Below are 17,423 nucleotides of genomic sequence, written 5' to 3' on the forward strand. Positions count from 1 at the left end.
CCTGCTGCCCTGGGCGACGCCTCACGCGCCGCGGGCGCCCGCGAGACTCACTCGGCCGGATCGGCCGGAGCGCTGTCGGTCGTGCGCGACAGCGTGAGAAGGGCACCGCGTTCTACTGTAGTCAATTCGCGCGCCTTCCCCACCGGGAGAGTTCCCAGGTGCAGCGGCCCGAACTGCCGGCGCACGAGCTCGACGACCGGGTGACCGACCTCGGCGAGCATGCGCCGCACGATGCGGTTCTTGCCCGAGTGCAGGGTCAGCTCGACCAGGCTCTCGCCCCGCGAGGCGTCGAGCAGGCGCGCCTTGTCGGCCGCGATACGTCCGTCTTCGAGGTCGACGCCCCTGATCAGGCGTTGGATGGTCTGCGGGAGCACCTGCCCCTCGACCTTGGCGATGTACACCTTCGTGACCCCGAACGAGGGGTGCGCGAGCACGTGAGCGAGGTCGCCGTCGTTGGTCAGCACGAGCAGGCCGCTCGTGTCGGCATCCAGCCGCCCGACGTTGTAGAGCCGCTCGTCCCACTCCTGAGTGAACTGACGCAGGTCGGGGCGACCGCGGTCGTCGTTCATTGAGCTGACGACCCCGGTGGGCTTGTTGAGGATGACGTAGCGCTTCGACTCGTCGAGCTGGATGGCCGTGCCGTCGACGTCCACCAGGTCGGTCTCGGGGTGGATGCGGCGACCGAGCTCGGTGACGACGAGGCCGTTCACGCGCACACGGCCCTCGACGATCATCTGCTCGGCGACGCGGCGCGAGGCCACACCGCGGTTGGCCAGCACCTTCTGCAGGCGGATGCCGTCGTCGCTCGCCGACCCCGCGCCCTCGGTCGTCGCGCCCTCGCTCAGTGAGCCCCCGGTCGCTGAGCCTGTCGAAGCGTCGCTCATTTCAGTACCTCTCCGTCGAATCCGTCTGAGCCGTCGTCGAGCAACGGCGAGATGTGCGGCAGCTCGTCGAGCGAGTTGATGCCGAGGTTGACCAGCAGCTGGTCGGTGGTTCCGTAGTGGATCGCGCCCGTTTCGGGGTCGGTGAACACCTCGGTGATCAATCCGCGGGCGAGCAGCGTGCGAACGACCGAGTCGACGTTGACCGCGCGGATCGACGCCACCTGCCCCCGGGTGACGGGCTGCTTGTAGGCGATCACGGCGAGCGTCTCGAGCGCTGCCTGCGACAGCCGCGACGGCGCCTGCGTGTTGACGAACTCCCCCACCACGTCGTCGTACTCCTCGCGCACGTAGAGGCGCCACCCCCCGCCGACCTCGCGCAGCTCGAAGCCGCGCACCGGTCCCCCGGTCTGGCCGTCGTAGTCGGCCACGAGCGCCTCGACGGCCTGTCGAACGGCCGGCACGGGTGCACCGACGGCGGCGGCGAGGCTCACGAGGCTCTGCGGTTCGTCGAGGATCAGCAGGATCGCCTCGAGACGACGGGCGACGGATGCCGTGTCGCTCGGGCGCTGCGCGGGGATCGGGGCCTGCGCCGGGGCGGTCTCGATCACGGTGTCATCGGTCATAGTCGGCTCCCAGGGCGGCGAGGTTCTCTTCCGACCACCTCTCGGCGGTCCAACGGAGTGTCAGTTCGCCGAGCGGTTTGAGTTGCTCGAACGACAGGGCGGCGTGGCGGTACAGCTCGAGGATCGCCAGGAACCGCGCGACGACGACCCCCGTCTCGGTGACGCCGGCGACGAGGTCGCGGAAGTTCAGTGTGCCCGCCGAGCGCAGCAGCGTCACCACGATCGCCGCCTGTTCGCGGATGCTGATCAGGGGCGCGTGCAGGTGGTCGAGCCCCACCGTCGGGATCTCCTTCGGGGCGAAGGCGACCACCGCGAGCGCGGCGAAATCGTCGGCGCTGAGCGTCCACTTCAGCTCCGGCACGGCGCTGCGGTACTTCTCGTCGAGCCGCACGTTGCGCGTGTGCCGCTTGTCTTCGCGCTGCAGGCAGCGGGCGAACCACGCCGAGACCTCCTTGAAGGCCCGATACTGCAGCAGACGCGCGAAGAGCAGGTCGCGCGCCTCGAGCAACGCCACCGACTCGGCATCCACCAGCTCGCCCTGCGGCAGCAGACCCGCGATCTTCATGTCGAGCAGGGTCGCGGCCACGACGAGGAACTCCGACGCCTCGTCGAGGTCGCCGTCGGGTCCCATCGCGCGCAGGTACGAGATGAACTCGTCGGTCACGCGGCTGAGCGACACCTCGGTCACGTCGAGCTCGGCGCGCGAGATGAGGGTCAGCAGCAGGTCGAACGGCCCGTCGAAATCGGGCAGCGAGACGCGGAAGCCGGCGGGGGCGTCATCCGCGAGGTGGCTGAGCTTGTCGAAGCCACCGTTTGCAGGGGTATCCGTTGCGAGGTGGCTGAGCTCGTCGAAGCCACCGGAGGGGGCGGCGGTGTCGTCAGGCGACGGCGCCACGGGCGACCAGCTCCCGCGCCAACCGCAGGTAGGCCTGGGCGGCGGCGTGCTCGGGCGCGAACTCCGTGATCGGCATGCCCGAGACCGAGGCATCCGGGAACTTCACCGTGCGACCGATGACCGTCTCGAGAACGTCGTCGCCGAACGCCTCGACCACGCGCTCGAGCACCTCGCGCGAGTGCAGCGTGCGGGGGTCGTACATCGTGGCGAGCACCCCGTCGAGCTCGATCGCGGGATTGAGGCGGTCGCGCACCTTGTCGATCGTCTCGACGAGCAGCGCGACACCGCGCAGGGCGAAGAACTCGCACTCGAGCGGGATCAGCACGCCGTGCGCCGCCGTGAGGGCGTTGACGGTGAGCAGACCGAGCGAGGGCTGGCAGTCGATGAGGATCACGTCGTAATCGGATGCGACCTTGCGCAGCACGCGGGCGAGGATCGTCTCGCGGGCGACCTCGTTGACGAGGTGCACCTCGGCCGCCGAGAGATCGATGTTGGCGGGGAGGATGTCGAGTCCCTCCACCCGGGTCTCGACGATCACCTCGCGCGGATCGCGCTTCGTGTCGAGCAGCAGGTCGTAGATCGTCTCCACGTCGTGCGTCTGAATGCCGAGGCCGGCCGACAGCGCGCCCTGCGGGTCGAAGTCGATGGCCAGCACACGCCGGCCGTAGCCCGCGAGCGAGGCCGCGAGGTTGATCGTGGTCGTCGTCTTGCCGACGCCGCCCTTCTGATTGCAGAGGGCGATGATGCGGGCGGGGCCGTGGCTGTCGAGCGGCTTCGGGGTGGGGAACCCCTGGTAGGGGCGACCGGTGGGTCCGAGGATGACCTCGTCTGCGCCCGTCTTCTTGCCCTTTGTGCTCGCCGACACCGAGTCTCCCGCCTTCGTCATAACGTCCCCGAGTCTAGCCGCCGCCCGTCGCCGCGCCCGTGTGACCCGCGGGCGGCGCCGAGGTCGCGCACCCCGGTGGCTTCGGCAGGCTCAGCCACCTCCCGACCGCGCAGCGCTATGCCGCGCGCACCGCGACCCGCGCGCGACGCGCCTGCACGAACAGCGCCAGAGCGAGCGTCAGCGCCGCCCAGGCTGCGGCGACCTTCGTCAGCACTCCGTAGATCAGGTGGGTCGTCGTGTAATCCTCGTCGAACCCGCCATTCATCGCGAGGGCGACGACGGATGCCAGAACCAGCGCGACCGGGAGCGAGACCCACCACGCCCAGCGGGCGGCATCCGGAAGCACCCTCCGCAGGGGCTCGGGCGCGTGCCGAGACAGCCACACCAGCGCGAAGACGGCGAGCACGATCAGCCCGAACGCGCTCGAGGCGTGCTGCAGCCACTTCGCCCCCGTGAAGGGCCCCCACTGGTTCGCGAGCACAGGCAGCAGCTGCTCGCCCACCCGCCCCTCGTGGGTGAACAGGTCCCACGCGATGTGCGAGGCGACTCCGAGCGCGAGCGAGAGCACGAGCCACAGGATGCCGACGACTCCCCCGCCGACGCTCTCGCGCAGCCCCGCGCGGGCGCCGGCATCCCACTGCGTCGGCAACCGCTCCGCCACCGGTCGCGGCAGCAGCTCGCGCGTCGCCGGACGCAGCACGCACCGCCACACCAGCAGCAGCACGAAGGCGACGACGACCGTGAGCGGCAGCCACGCGAAGTCGTGCGTCAGGCCGTAGTCGGGCCACATCCCCCGCACGAACAGCGGCAGGTCGGGGGTCATCGCCCCGATTGCGATCGCCGCCGGAACCAGCCGTGTGCGCAGGAAGGGAAGCGCGACGACGGCGTGGCTCGGCGTGAACGGCATGTCAGCTGAGGAAGAGTCCCGCGAGCGTCTTCTTGCCGCGGCGCAGCACCGACACCCCGCCGGGGAGGGTCCCCTGCACGACCGTGTCGTCGCCCGCGACCTTCTCGCCGTCGAGCGAGACGCCGCCCTGCGCGATGGCGCGGCGCGCGTCGCTCAGACTCGACGAGAGGCCGGTGGCGGTGAGCGCCTCGGCGACCGGTGTGCCAGCCGCGACGGTCGCGTGCGGCAGCTCGCTCAGGGCGCTGCGGAGCACGTCGGCGTCGAGCGCGGTCAGGTCGCCCTGGCCGAAGAGCGCCTCGGTCGCCGCGATCACGCTCTCGGTGGTCTCCGCCCCGTGCACCGTCGTCAGCACCTCGCGGGCCAGACGCTTCTGCGCCGCGCGGCGGAAGGGCTCCGCTTCAACGAGCGCCGCGTACTCCTCGATCTCGGCGCGCGTGAGGAAGGTGAACACCTTCAGGCGCTCGATGACGTCGCGATCGTCGGTGTTGAGCCAGAACTGGTACATCGTCCACGGGCTGCACATCTCGGCATCCAGCCAGATGGCATTGCCCTCGCTCTTGCCGAACTTCGTGCCGTCGCTGTTGGTGATCAGCGGCGTGCCGATCGCATGCACCGAGACACCCTCGACCTTGCGCACCAGATCGGTGCCGCTGGTGAGGTTGCCCCACTGGTCGCTGCCGCCGGTCTGCAGCACGCAGCCGTACGAGCGGTGCAGCTCGAGGTAGTCGAGGCCCTGCAGGATCTGGTAGCTGAACTCGGTGTAGCTGATGCCGGCCTCGGAGTTGAGGCGCGCGCTGACCGCGTCTTTCTTCAGCATGGTGCCGACGCGGAAGTGCTTGCCGATCTCGCGCAGGAAGTCGATCGCGCTGAGCGGTGCCGTCCAGTCGAGGTTGTTGACGATGCGCGCGGCGTTCTCGCCCTCGAAGCTCAAGAAGCGCTCGACCTGCGCGCGCAGGATCGCGACCCACTCGGCGACCGTCTCACGCGTGTTGAGCGTGCGCTCGGCCGTGGGCCGCGGGTCGCCCACCAGGCCGGTCGAGCCGCCGACGAGACCGAGCGGGCGGTGCCCGGCCAGCTGCAGGCGACGCATGAGCAGCAGCTGCACGAGGTTGCCGAGGTGCAGGCTCGGCGCGGTCGGGTCGAACCCGCAGTAGTAGACGATCGGGTCCCCCGACAGCAGTTCGCGCAGTTCGGCCTGGTCGGTCGAGACGTGGACCAGGCCGCGCCACAGCAGCTCGTCCCAGACGTTGTCGAACGTCGGGTCGTTGGCGGGTGCGAGGGCGCTCAGCGGCGCCGCATCGGTGGAGGTGGACACCGGTTCAGGGTACCAGCGGGGCGGGATGGCTCCGGATGCCGCGACCCGGGCGGTCAGGCGGGCCGGGCCCCGTCTGCGGTGGGTACGCCGGCGGGCGGGTCGGTCGGCAGCAGGAGCAGGCGGGTCTGGGTCCGGGCCATCGCGAGCACCACCGCGGTCAGGCCCGCGAACAGCATCGCGCCGATGACGAGGACCCACCCGATGGCGGTCCGCACGGTCTCGCCGCCGGCGACGGCGAGCACCACGATCCCCGCGACAAGCACGAAGACGGCGAGAGCGGCGATCGCGAACGCGACGATTCGCAGCGTCAGCAGCGCCTGCGCCGCGTGGAAGGTCGGTCGCACCCCGAACCGCGAGGTGACGTAGTCGGCCCATCGCGTGCCGGTCCACCACCTGCCGGCCTGGCGGCTGATCGGGTACCACCCGGCGCCGGGCCCGTCCGCCTCGCCGGGCAGCGGTCGCACGACCGCGGGCGCCTCGGGGGTGCCGGTCGGAGCGGGGATGCGCCGCACGAGGGTCGTCTGAATCGCCATCGCGAACCACAGTCCCGACAGCACGAGCCACAGCACGGGCATGATCGACACCCCGCCGAACGCGATGCCCGAAACCGTCTGCATCGCGGCGAGGGCGAGGAAGATCGTCCCCGCCACCCAGGGGAGCGTCGGCTGCTCGATGGTGGCCCAGTCGATCCCCGGCCGTCCGTCGCGCACACGCGAGCCCGTCCAGACGCGCCCGTCCCACCAGCGCAGCTCTCCCGCTCGGGTCGGGTACCACCCGGGCTGCGCAACGGCCTGCTCCTGCGGGGCCGCGGCGGTCTGCGCGGTCGCGACCTGGGCCGCCACGGGATGGGCGTCCGCAGGCTGGGCCGCCGTCGATGGCGGCGCCGCGGGCTGAGCACCCGACGCCGGGACCGGCGCCTCGTGCGCGGTCCACTGCGCTCCGTCCCACCAGCGGACCCGCCCTGGCGTGCCCGCGTCGTACCAGCCCGGTCGTGCGTTGCTCATCTCGACTCCCCCGTGTCTCTGTCGACCGTACTCGGCGCCCGCCGGGCCCCGTGCGGGGCTCGTCAGCCGGCGCGCACGCCCCACCACACGAGGAACGCCGCAGCCAGCGCCGTGACCCAGCTGACGAGGCTCCCGATGAGGAAGTACTCGGCACGGTCGCCGTCGTCTCGATCGCGCGAGATCTCGGGGAAGCGCACGATGCCCTTCGCCGCGAGCACCGCGGCCAGCAGCGTGTAGGCGCCGGTGAGGGTGAGCACGAACACGAGGATGCGCTCGAGGGGGCCGATCAGGCGACCGCCCTTGAGCCCCGGCGCGGGGGCGACGGGGGCCGCCGCGTCGACGCCGACGGGGGCGGTTCCGGATGCCACGGCGCGCGGGTTCAGCTCGACCCGGCCGCCCATCTCGGAGCGCAGGGCGATCCGCACCACGGCGTTGCCCGATTCGAGCAGGAACACCAGGCACCCGATCACCAGCACGACGACGTCGATCGACACGGCGTTGCCGGGGCTGTACGTCGCCCACGCCGCTCCGAGCAGGCCCGGTCGCGCGCGCCCGGGGGCGATCACGACGCACGCCGCGGCGGCGAGCGCGAGCAACGCGACGGGCCAGAGTCCCGCGCGCGCCGGTCCGTCTTCGGGCACGACCCAGGTCCAGATCGCGGCGACCGCCACCGCGAGCAGACCGGCGATGACCGCGTCGAGCGCGGCCGAGACAAGGACGAGCGCCACGGCCGCCGCAGCGAAGGCGATCCATCTTCGCGAGCGGACCATCTGCCGCAGCAGATCGACCGCGCCGACCGCGACCAGCAGCAGGCCCGCGGCGATCACGCCGACCTCCGCGCGGTCAGCGTGAGGAAGCCCTCGACCAGCGCGGTCGACCCGGCGGCGGCGAGCGCCTGCGACACGGCCGACTGGCTGACGTCTTCGGCGGAGGCGAGCTCGCGCTGCGATCTGCCGAGGCACCGGCCGTAGGTGAGCCGGCGGGTGCGCTCGCTCATGGTCGAGACCTGCTGGTCGCGGCTCAGGGCGTAGGCCGCGGCCAGCGCGATGGTCTCGGACATGGTCGCATCCTCCCCTTCGGCCCCCACGATCCACGTGCGCGCGTGCGGCGCGGCGCGTTGCTGCAGGCGTTCGACGTATTCGATCGCCTCGCGCGCCGCCCACCAGGCAGGACCTTCGGGAACCACGCGCTCTGCGAGGGCGATGGGACGCACCTCTCCGACGCCGATGCCGAAGCGGCAGTCGATCTCATCGGGGAGGGCGAGGCGCACGAGCAGCAGCGAGGCGAGCGCGTCGGACAGGGTCGGGTACTCCCCCTGCAGCTCGTCGCCGACGACTGCCGTCAGGGGGCTCGACGCCACGGGCAGATCGTGCTGGACTCTGTCGACCGTCTCGGCGATCGTGCGCTGCGCCCCCGCGCGGTCGCGCAGGCGGCGCGAGGCGACGATGTCGGCGATGACGGTGACGGTCATAAGATAAGTCTCTCACTTATTCTTCGCAAACGATAAGCAAAAGACTGATATTCAGTCGATGATCGGTCGCGCGGCCGCCTGGGCCCGCGACACGAGCTCTTCGCGCTGCTCGCCCACGCGCGCGGGGGCGGTGCCGCCGACCCCGGTCCGGCTCGAGACGGAGCCCTCGATGGTGAGAACCTCGCGCACCTGCGGCGTGAGCTGCGGCGACACCGAGGCGAGCAGGGCGTCGTCGGCGTCTTCGAGGCCGATGCCGTGCTGCTCGCACGCCCGCACGAGTGCGCCCGAGATCTCGTGCGCGTCGCGGAAGGCCACGCCCTGGCGCACGAGCCACTCGGCCACGTCGGTCGCGAGCGAGAAGCCCTGGGGCGCGAGCTCGGCCATGCGGTCGGTGTGGAAGACGAGGGTCGCGATCATGCCCGAGAACGCCGGCAGCACGAGCTCGAGCGTGCGGACCGAATCGAACACCGGCTCTTTGTCCTCTTGCAGATCGCGGTTGTACGCGAGGGGCAGGCCCTTCAGCGTCGCCAGCAGACCCGACAGGTTGCCGATCAGGCGGCCGGCCTTGCCGCGCGCGAGCTCGGCGATGTCGGGGTTCTTCTTCTGCGGCATGATGCTCGACCCGGTCGAGTACGAGTCGTCGAGGGTGACGAAGCCGAACTCGCGCGTGTTCCAGAGGATGACGTCTTCGGCCAGGCGCGACAGGTCGACGCCGATCATCGCGGTGATGAACGCGAACTCGGCCACGACGTCGCGCGAGGCGGTGCCGTCGAGCGAGTTCTCGGCCGGACGGGCGAGACCCAGGCGGTCGGCCACGAGCTGCGGGTCGAGCCCGAGCGTCGCTCCGGCGAGCGCCCCGCCGCCGTACGGCGACACCGACGCGCGCACCGACCAGTCGCGCAGGCGCTCGATGCCGCGCACGAAGGCCCAGCCGTAGGCCTGCAGGTGGTGCGCGAGCAGCACGGGCTGCGCGTGCTGCAGGTGCGTGCGCCCCGGCATGATGGCGCTCTCGTGCGCTTCGGCCTGAGCGACCAGGGCGTCGATCAGACGCAGCAGTTCGCGGGTGAGGGTGCGCGAGTGATCGAGCAGGTACAACCGCACGAGGGTGGCGATCTGGTCGTTGCGGCTGCGACCGGCACGGAGCTTGCCGCCCACCGCCGCACCCACGGTCTCGATGAGCACGCGCTCGAGGGCGCCGTGCACGTCTTCGTCGCCGGGGGCGGCCACCAGCGAGCCGTCCATCACGCGAGCGGCGAGGGAGTCGAGACCGTCGTGCATCGCCGCGGCCTCATCGGCCGTGAGGTAACCGGCGGCTTCGAGGGCGGCGGCGTGGGCGTGCGAACCCTGGATGTCGTAGAGCGCGAGGTCCCAGTCGAAGTGGGTGGAGCGGCTCAGCGCCGCCAGCTCGGGAGACGGCCCGCCCGAGAAACGGGCGCCCCACAGGGCACCCTCGTTCGTCGACTGACCGGTCTCGCTGCTCATCCCCCCAGCCTACCGAGGGCCACCGACACCGCCGGAGACGTCGGCCCCCTCGGACGCCGCAGACGACGGTCGGCCCGGGGTCGTGGCATCCGCCCCCACCACGACGCGCACGAGGGCGTCGATGAACATCTCGAGCGGCCCGCGGCCCACCAGCAGCGCCCACGCGGTGCACCCGATGATGAGACCGATCGTCAGGGGGAAGAACAGACCCGACTCGCGCACCCCGACGATCTCGGACGTGTCGCCGAACAGCTCGAGCGACACCAATGCCCACACCAGCAGCTGCACGACGTAGGCGGTCAGCGGCATCGAGCCCACGGCGCGCAGCGGCACGGCTACCCACCGCAGCGGGGTACGGCACAGCAGCAGGCAGATCCCGATCGTGGCGAGGGCGAACCCGCCTGAGCCGATGACCTCCCACAGCCCCGACGAGTGATCTCCCGCCGTCAGCACGGTCCGCGCGTAGCGGTCGGTCACGACCGGCGCGGTCAGCAGCGCCCCGCCATAGCCGACGATGATGAGCGAGCCGCCCGCGAGCACGAGCGAGGCCTGCTCCGACAGCCGACGCAGGTCGAGCCGGCCCACACCCATCCCCGCGAGCACGAACGCGATCCACACCGGGAACGGATAGTGCCAGCCCACGGCAGCCGACAGGTCGTCTCCCGCCGGCCCCGACCAGATCGGCGCCGCATCCAGCACCGGCTGGATCCACGGCATGACCAGGGCGATGCCCGCCGCGACGAGGAACAGCGATCGCGCGCGCAGCCCGAGGAAGGGCAGCGCCAGCACGAACAGCAACGCGTACGCGGGGAGGATGACGTAGACCGGCACGCCGGTGAACACCAGCATCATGCCGATGACCCACAGCACCGCTCCGCGCAGCGCCAAGCGGGCGGCGGCGCGCGGGCGTCGCTCGGGAGCCGGCGGGCGCCGACCGCCGGTCACGAGCGAGACCGACACGCCCGCGAGCACCGCGAACAGGATCGACGAGCGTCCGTTGACGAGGGTGATCCACGTCGAGGGGTCGGAGGTGAGCACCCGGTCGGTGTCGAGCAGGTGCGCGGCCAGCATGCCCAGCACGGCAAGCGCGCGCGCCAGGTCCACGCCGACCAGCCGCCCCGGCCCGTCGAAGCGGGTCCAGGAGCGGCGGAGGTGCGCGGTCAGCCCTGGCGCAGAAGCCACACCAGCAACGCCTTCTGGGCGTGGAGACGGTTCTCGGCCTCGTCCCACACCACGCTCTGCGGACCGTCGATCACTTCGGCGTCGACCTCGTACCCGCGGTCGGCGGGAAGGCAGTGGATGAAGATCGCGTCGTCGTCGGCGCGAGTCATGAGCTCGGTCGTGACCTTGAACCCGCCCAGGTCGCGGATGCGCGCGATCTTCTCCTCTTCTTTGCCCATCGACACCCAGGTGTCGGTGACGACGACGTCGGCTCCGGATGCCGCTGCCTGGGGGTCGCTGACGAGGGTGATCGATCCGCCGGTCTCGGCGGCGATCCGCTCGGCGTCGGCGATCACGTCGGCGCGCGGGGCGTAGTCGTCGGGAGCGGCGACGCGCACGTGCATGCCCGCGGTGACCCCGGCGAGCACGTACGAGTGCGCCATGTTGCTGCGGCCGTCGCCGAAGAACGACAGGGTCAGACCCTTCAGTTCGCCCTTGTGCTCGCGGATCGTGAGCAGGTCGGCCAGCAGCTGGCACGGGTGGAAGTCGTCGCTCAGGGCGTTGATGACGGGCACGCGCGTCCCGCGCGCCATCTCTTCGAGACCCGCCTGGGCGTAGGTGCGCCACACGATCGCAGCGACCTGGCGCTCGAGCACGCGCGCGGTGTCGGAGGGGGTCTCCTTGCCGCCGAGCTGGCTGTTGGCGGTCGAGATGATCAGCGGCGAGCCGCCGAGGTCTGCGATGCCGACAGCGAACGAGACGCGCGTGCGCGTCGACGACTTGTCGAAGATCACGGCGACCGTCTGGGGACCCTCGAGCGGCTTCTGCGCCCAGCGGTCCTTCTTGAGCTCGATCGCGAGGTCGAGGATCTCGGCCTGTTCGGCCGGGCTCAGGTCGTCGTCGCGAAGAAGGTGACGGGTCACGCGGGTGCTCCAATGATCAGTGCGTCGGACACGGTGGCGAGAGAGGCGCCGAACAGCTCGAGGAACTCGGCCACCTCGGCATCTCCGATCGTCAGCGGCGGCGCGATGCGGATGGTGTCGTCGTTGGCGGCGTTGACGATCAGGCCGTGCTGCTGCGCCGCGGCCACGACGGCCTTGGCGACGGGGCTCGACAGTGCGATGCCGAGCAGCAGCCCGCGCCCGCGTACGCCCGCCACGAGGGGCGAGCCGAGGGCGGCGATCCCCTCGCGCAGCTGCGTCTCGCGCCGCGCGGCGTTCTCGACGAGGCCGGCCGACTCGATCTCCTGCAGCACCGCGCCGCCGACGGCCGTGCCCAGGGCGTTTCCGCCGAAGGTCGAGCCGTGGGTGCCGGGGAAGAAGAGGTCGCTCGCCGCGCCGAAGGTGATGAGCGCACCGATGGGGAAGCCGCCGCCGATGCCCTTGGCCACCGTGATGGCATCCGGAACGATCCCGGCGTGCTGGAAACCGAACCACGCGCCGGTGCGACCCGCGCCGGTCTGGATCTCGTCGATGATCAGCAGCGCCCCGTGGCGGGCCGTGAGCTCGCGGGCCGCCTGGAGGTACCCCTCGGGCAGCTCGACGACGCCCGCCTCGCCCTGGATGGGCTCTACGAGGAAGGCGGCGACGCGCTCGTCCATCGCGGCTTCGAGGGCCTCGATCGTGGCGTCGATGTGCTCGACGCCCGGGACCATCGGCAGGAAGTCGGCCTGCAGCGCCGGCTTGCCGGTGAGGGCCAGGGCCCCCATCGTGCGACCGTGGAAGCCGCCCTTGAGGGTCAGGATGCGGGTGCGGTCGGTGCCGCGACCGTGCAGGCGCGCGAGCTTGAGCGCGGCCTCGTTGGCCTCGGCGCCCGAGTTGCCGAAGTAGACACGGCCCGACTCGCCCGTTCCGGCGAGACGCTTCAGGCGCGCCGCCATCGCCAGCTGCGGGGGCGTGGCGAAGTAGTTCGACACGTGCGAGAGGGTCGACGCCTGCGCGGTGATCGCCTCGACGAACACCGGGTGGGCGTGCCCGAGCGCGTTGACCGCGATCCCGGCGAGGAAGTCGAGGTACTTCGTGCCGTCGCCGTCCCAGATGTAGGCGCCCTCACCGCGGACGAACAGAGCCATGCGGTCGCCGAAGCTACGGACGAGGTCGCGTCCGGCATCTTCCTGCCAGGGGGCGCGGGTCGCCGCGGGTTCCTGAGTCGTGTCCGCGTTCACGCGACCACCTCCGTTCCGATTCCTTTGTTGGTGAAGAGTTCGACGAGCACCGAGTGCGGCACGCGACCGTCGATGATGGCCGCGGTCGGCACTCCCCCGTCGACGGCGTCGAGGCACGCCTGCATCTTCGGGATCATGCCCGACTCCAGCGTCGGCAGCATCGTGCGCAGCTCGCTCGAGGTCAGGTGCGACACGAGCGAGTCGCGGTTCGGCCAGTCGGCGTACAGGCCCGGTACGTCGGTCAGGACGACGAGCTTCTTGGCGTTGAGCGCCGTCGCGAGGGCCGCCGCCGCGGCATCCGCGTTGACGTTCAACGACGTCCCGGGGTTGTCGAGGTCGGGCGCGATGCTCGACACGATCGGCACGCGCCCCGCGGCCAGGTGATCGAGCACCGGCTGCGGGTCGACCGTGACGACGTCGCCGACGCGGCCCAGGTCGTGCTCGACGCCGTCGACGACGACACCGCGACGCCGACCGCCGAACAGGCCCGCGTCTTCGCCGCTGAGCCCGGTCGCCAGCGGACCGTGCGCGTTGACCTTGGCCACGAGCTGCGGGTTGATCTGCCCGGTGAGCACCATGCGCACGACGCCGATCGCCTCGGTCGAGGTCACCCGGTAGCCCCCGCGGAACTCACTCGGGATGTCGAGGCGGTTCAGCATCGACGAGATCTGGGGTCCGCCGCCGTGCACGACCACGGGCTTCACGCCCACGTACCGCAAGTAGGCGATGTCGGCGGCGAAGGCGTCCTGCAGCTCGTCGCTGACCATCGCGTTGCCGCCGTACTTCACCACCACGACCTGGTCGCGGTACTTGCGCACCCACGGCAGCGACTCGACGAGCGTGACCGCCCGCTCGCTGGCTTCGGCGGGATCGGTGTCTTGCAGATCGACGTGAGTCATGAGGAGTAGGCGCTGTTCTCGTGGACGTACTCGTGCGTGAGGTCGTTGGTGCGGATCGTTGCGGTGGCGTCGCCGACCTTGAGGTCGATGACGAGGTCGGTGGCCCGCGGGGTGAGGTCGACGTCCTCGCGCGGACGGTCCGGACCACCGGCCGTACACACGCGCACGCCGTTCATCCAGACATCGACGTCGTAGGGGTCGAAGGCGGCCTGCGTCGTGCCGATGGCGGCGAGCACGCGCCCCCAGTTGGCGTCGTTGCCGAAGATCGCGGCCTTAAAGAGGTTGTTGCGTGCGACCGAGCGACCCACCTCGACGGCATCGTCTTCGGTCGCGGCGTTGGCGACCCGGATCGTGATGTCGTGACTGGCGCCCTCGGCGTCGCCCTGCAGCTGCGCGGCGAGGTCGTCGCACACCGCGGCGAGCGCGTCGCCGAACTCCTCGGCATCCACGCGGATGCCGCTGGCGCCGCTGGCCATCAGGGTCACCTGGTCGTTGGTCGACATGCAGCCGTCGGAGTCGAGCCGGTCGAAGCTCACGCGCGTGGCGCGACGCAGAGCGGCATCCGCTCCAGCCGCATCGAGCACCACGTCGGTGGTGAGCACCACGAGCATCGTCGCCAGACCCGGAGCCAGCATGCCGGCGCCCTTCGCCATGCCGCCGATCGACCAGCCGTCGCCGACGTGCACCGCCCGCTTCGGACGCGAGTCGGTCGTCATGATGGCCAGGGACGCGTCTTCGCCGCCATCGGACGACAGCGCGGCGACGCCCTGCTGCACCCCGTCGAGCACCTTCGCGCGGAAGACCTCGTCACCGGTGCCGATGAGACCCGTCGAACACACGACGACGTCTCCGGCGCCGACACCGAGGAGCTCGGCGGCGCGTTCGGCCGTCTGGTGGGTGGTCTGGAAGCCGAACGAGCCCGTGAAGCAGTTGGCTCCGCCCGAGTTGAGCACGACCGCCTCGATCACGCCGTCTTTCACCACCTGCTCCGACCACAGGATCGGGTTGGCCTTCGCGCGGTTCGAGGTGAACACGGCGGCGCCGACCTTGAGCGGTCCGCGGTTGACGACCAGGGCGACGTCGCGGGCACCGGTCGACTTCAGGCCGACGGCGACGCCGGCCGCCTCGAATCCAGCGGGGGCGGTCACGCTCACGGGGCGACTCCGTTCAGGGGAAGGGCGGTGGTCTCGGCGAGGCCCAGCGCGATGTTCATGGACTGCAGAGCGGCGCCGGCGGTGCCCTTGACGAGATTGTCGACGGCAGCGACGACGGTGACCCGGTTCGCCGCGCGGTCGATCGCGAGACCCATCGAGGCGACGTTCGCGCCGAGCACGTCGGCCGTCCGCGGGAAGACGCCCTCGGGTAGCAGCTCGACGAAGGGCTCGTCGGCGTACGCCTTCTCCCACGCGCCGCGGATCTCGGCATCCGTCATTCCCTCCACGAGGGGGGCCGACGACGTCGCCAGAATCCCGCGCGCCATCGGAACCAGCACCGGAGTGAAGGAGATCCGGATGCCGTCGGCCGAGGCCCCCGCAGCGATCAGCGCCTGGCGGATCTCGGGAATGTGCCGGTGTGTACCGCCAACGGCATATGGGTTGGCCGAACCCAGGATCTCGCTCGCGAGGAGGTTGGTCTTGGCGGATTTTCCGGCGCCGCTGGGACCGACCGCGAGCACCGAAACGATGTCGCGTCCGTCGATGACTCCGGCGGCGATGCCGGGGGCGAGCGACAGCGACACCGTCGAGGCGTTGCAGCCGGGAGCTGCGATGCGCTTCGCGGCGCGGAGATTCTCGCGCTGCTTGCCACCGGCGATCGGCAGTTCGGGCACTCCGTACGCCCACGGCTCGGGGTGGTCCCCGCCGTAGAACGCCGCCCAATCGACGGAGGAGACGAGACGGTGATCGGCTCCCGCATCGATCACGAGAGGCGTATCGGCCAGAGCGTCGGTGTACTGCGCGGACTGACCGTGCGGCAGCGCGAGGAAGACGATGTCATGACCGGCCAACACCTCGGGTGTCGTGGGCTGCAGGTCGAGTCCGGCGAGCGAGCGCAGGTGCGGTTGGTGGGCGAGGAGGGGCTGACCGGCGTTCGCGTGAGCGGTGACGGTGCGGACCTCGACGTCGGGATGGTCGGCGAGGAGGCGGAGGATTTCGCCACCTGCATAGCCGGAAGCGCCGGAAACGGCGACCGAGAGGGTCATGTATCCACCTTACGAGTCGGACGGGTGCTGGAATCAGCAAGAACCGGGGCGGCGACGCCCGTATGCCCGACCGATGGCGGGTTACGAGGTCGCCGAGAATCGGCGCGCGACCCGACGTCGACGCTCGCCACCGGTGCTCACGGAGAGCTCCTCGGTGCGTGCGGTGATCGACGACATGTGGCGAGGGTATCCGCCGCGGCGAGCGCGGGGCAAATCGAGACTTCTAGATAGCCCGCGTGATAGCAGCCGTGAATCTGCCTCGCAATGGTGTCGTGTCCCCCGTTTGGGGGACACGCGAACCGTATTATGTGAGACCTGCCCTCATCGCCGGGCACTTCCAACTGCCCCCCTTACCGGCGATGAGGGCAGATCTCTGCGCACCCGGAGGTGCACGCGTGCGATCCTACGTCGATCGACGAACAGTGCAGCGGGTGAGTTTGCCGCCTCGAACGGGTGAAGTCAACTACTTACAGCTCCTTCATTCGATTCCCTATTTTCATTCTCGTGGTGCTTAGGGGGGCCTAGGACACCAGGGGAATCTTGTGCTTCGCACGAACTTTCATGACGGTCACGTCCCGCGCACGATGCGGGTTCGTCGAACGATCATTCAGACGACGGCGGTCATCACGTTCAGCGCCTTGGCGGCGTTCGGGGCGCCGTTGAGCGCGTCCGCCGTGGGTGACGCGGTCACCGCCGAATCGACGACGACCACGACCACAACCGAGCCGACGACCGACGGGCACACCGACGGGTCCACGGACGGACGCACTGACGGGGCGACGGACGGACACACGGACGGGACGACGGACGGGTCGACCGACGGGCACACGGACGGCACCACCGACGGGCACACCGACGGATCGACGGACGGATGGACCGACGGCAGCACCGACGGGTTGACCGACGGGCACACGGACGGCACGACCGACGGACACACCGACGGAACGACCGACACCAAGGACGCTGCGGACTCGTGGGACTCGAAGGACTCCTGGGATGCCACGGACTCCAAGGACATGACCGACTCGAAGGACTCCTGGGATGCCACGGACTCCAAGGACATGACCGACTCGAAGGACTCGTGGGATGCCACGGACTCGAAGGACATGACCGACTCGAAGGACGCACACGACGCGACCGACTCCAAGGACATGACCGACTCGAAGGACTCCTGGGATGCCACGGACTCCAAGGACATGACCGACTCGAAGGACTCGTGGGATGCCACGGACTCGAAGGACATGACCGACTCGAAGGACGCACACGACGCGACCGACTCCAAGGACATGACCGACTCGAAGGACTCCTGGGATGCCACGGACTCCAAGGACATGACCGACTCGAAGGACTCGTGGGATGCCACGGACTCGAAGGACATGACCGACTCGAAGGACGCACACGACGCGACCGACTCCAAGGACATGACCGACTCGAAGGACTCCTGGGATGCCACGGACTCCAAGGACATGACCGACTCGAAGGACTCGTGGGATGCCACGGACTCGAAGGACATGACCGACTCGAAGGACGCA

Annotated in this window: 16 protein-coding genes and 1 pseudogene; 1 reads left to right on the forward strand and 16 read right to left on the reverse strand. The window is 70.4% G+C overall.

All coding sequences use genetic code 11. From position 1 onward, the window contains the following. Positions 1-47 precede the first annotated feature (47 nt). From RWH43_RS16730 to argC, 16 genes are all read right to left on the reverse strand, one after another. The gene (locus tag RWH43_RS16730) at positions 48-884 is read right to left on the reverse strand and encodes a pseudouridine synthase (protein ID WP_437127398.1); all 837 of its coding nucleotides are present in this window, start codon (positions 882-884) and stop codon (positions 48-50) included. Beyond that, on the reverse strand, positions 881-1,507 hold the full coding sequence (gene scpB, locus RWH43_RS16735) for an SMC-Scp complex subunit ScpB (protein ID WP_316002009.1): 627 nt from the start codon (positions 1,505-1,507) through the stop codon (positions 881-883). The genes RWH43_RS16730 and scpB overlap by 4 nt, the downstream gene beginning before the upstream one ends. Then, positions 1,497-2,402 carry a segregation and condensation protein A gene (locus RWH43_RS16740; RefSeq protein WP_437127399.1) on the reverse strand — a complete coding sequence of 302 codons (906 nt, stop codon included), beginning with the start codon at positions 2,400-2,402 and terminating at the stop codon, positions 1,497-1,499. Before RWH43_RS16740 ends, scpB begins: the two co-directional genes overlap by 11 nt. Next, positions 2,386-3,288, reverse strand: coding sequence for a ParA family protein (locus RWH43_RS16745; RefSeq protein WP_230704418.1), 903 nt, complete (start codon positions 3,286-3,288; stop codon positions 2,386-2,388). The genes RWH43_RS16740 and RWH43_RS16745 overlap by 17 nt, the downstream gene beginning before the upstream one ends. A gap of 115 nt (positions 3,289-3,403) precedes the next feature. After that, positions 3,404-4,195, reverse strand: coding sequence for a DUF4184 family protein (locus RWH43_RS16750; RefSeq protein ID WP_316002010.1), 792 nt, complete (start codon positions 4,193-4,195; stop codon positions 3,404-3,406). A gap of 1 nt (position 4,196) precedes the next feature. Further along, positions 4,197-5,510, reverse strand: a complete 1,314-nt coding sequence (tyrS, locus tag RWH43_RS16755; RefSeq protein ID WP_251503847.1) for a tyrosine--tRNA ligase — start codon at positions 5,508-5,510, stop codon at positions 4,197-4,199. A 53-nt stretch (positions 5,511-5,563) separates the two neighbouring features. Then, positions 5,564-6,514, reverse strand: a complete 951-nt coding sequence (locus tag RWH43_RS16760; protein ID WP_316002011.1) for a DUF2510 domain-containing protein — start codon at positions 6,512-6,514, stop codon at positions 5,564-5,566. 62 nt (positions 6,515-6,576) lie between these two features. Next, on the reverse strand, positions 6,577-7,341 hold the full coding sequence (locus tag RWH43_RS16765; RefSeq protein ID WP_316002012.1) for a hypothetical protein: 765 nt from the start codon (positions 7,339-7,341) through the stop codon (positions 6,577-6,579). Next, positions 7,338-7,985, reverse strand: a complete 648-nt coding sequence (locus tag RWH43_RS16770) for a SatD family protein (protein ID WP_316002013.1) — start codon at positions 7,983-7,985, stop codon at positions 7,338-7,340. Before RWH43_RS16770 ends, RWH43_RS16765 begins: the two co-directional genes overlap by 4 nt. Before the next feature lie 51 nt (positions 7,986-8,036). Beyond that, positions 8,037-9,467, reverse strand: a complete 1,431-nt coding sequence (gene argH / locus RWH43_RS16775) for an argininosuccinate lyase (protein ID WP_144828188.1) — start codon at positions 9,465-9,467, stop codon at positions 8,037-8,039. Positions 9,468-9,476: 9 nt separating this feature from the next. Beyond that, entirely contained in the window at positions 9,477-10,649 is a 1,173-nt protein-coding gene (locus tag RWH43_RS16780) for a heparan-alpha-glucosaminide N-acetyltransferase domain-containing protein (RefSeq protein WP_316002014.1), read from the reverse strand. Beyond that, positions 10,628-11,551 carry an ornithine carbamoyltransferase gene (gene argF / locus RWH43_RS16785; protein WP_316002015.1) on the reverse strand — a complete coding sequence of 308 codons (924 nt, stop codon included), beginning with the start codon at positions 11,549-11,551 and terminating at the stop codon, positions 10,628-10,630. Before argF ends, RWH43_RS16780 begins: the two co-directional genes overlap by 22 nt. After that, entirely contained in the window at positions 11,548-12,792 is a 1,245-nt protein-coding gene (locus tag RWH43_RS16790; protein ID WP_316002016.1) for an acetylornithine transaminase, read from the reverse strand. Before RWH43_RS16790 ends, argF begins: the two co-directional genes overlap by 4 nt. Then, positions 12,789-13,691 (reverse strand): acetylglutamate kinase, encoded by a 903-nt coding sequence (gene argB, locus RWH43_RS16795; RefSeq protein WP_144828202.1) that lies wholly within the window; start codon positions 13,689-13,691, stop codon positions 12,789-12,791. Before argB ends, RWH43_RS16790 begins: the two co-directional genes overlap by 4 nt. Beyond that, positions 13,688-14,845: a bifunctional glutamate N-acetyltransferase/amino-acid acetyltransferase ArgJ gene (gene argJ / locus RWH43_RS16800; RefSeq protein ID WP_144828205.1), complete on the reverse strand. Its 1,158-nt coding sequence runs from the start codon at positions 14,843-14,845 to the stop codon at positions 13,688-13,690. Before argJ ends, argB begins: the two co-directional genes overlap by 4 nt. After that, complete coding sequence (argC, locus tag RWH43_RS16805) at positions 14,842-15,891, reverse strand: N-acetyl-gamma-glutamyl-phosphate reductase (RefSeq protein WP_316002017.1); 1,050 nt, start codon at positions 15,889-15,891, stop codon at positions 14,842-14,844. The genes argJ and argC overlap by 4 nt, the downstream gene beginning before the upstream one ends. 584 nt (positions 15,892-16,475) lie before the next feature. Between argC and RWH43_RS16810 the strand changes: the two are divergent. Next, a pseudogene (locus RWH43_RS16810) lies at positions 16,476-17,423 on the forward strand (hypothetical protein); the annotation flags it as partial.

It is taken from the genome of Microbacterium algihabitans (assembly GCF_032464975.1).
Classification (GTDB): domain Bacteria; phylum Actinomycetota; class Actinomycetes; order Actinomycetales; family Microbacteriaceae; genus Microbacterium; species Microbacterium algihabitans.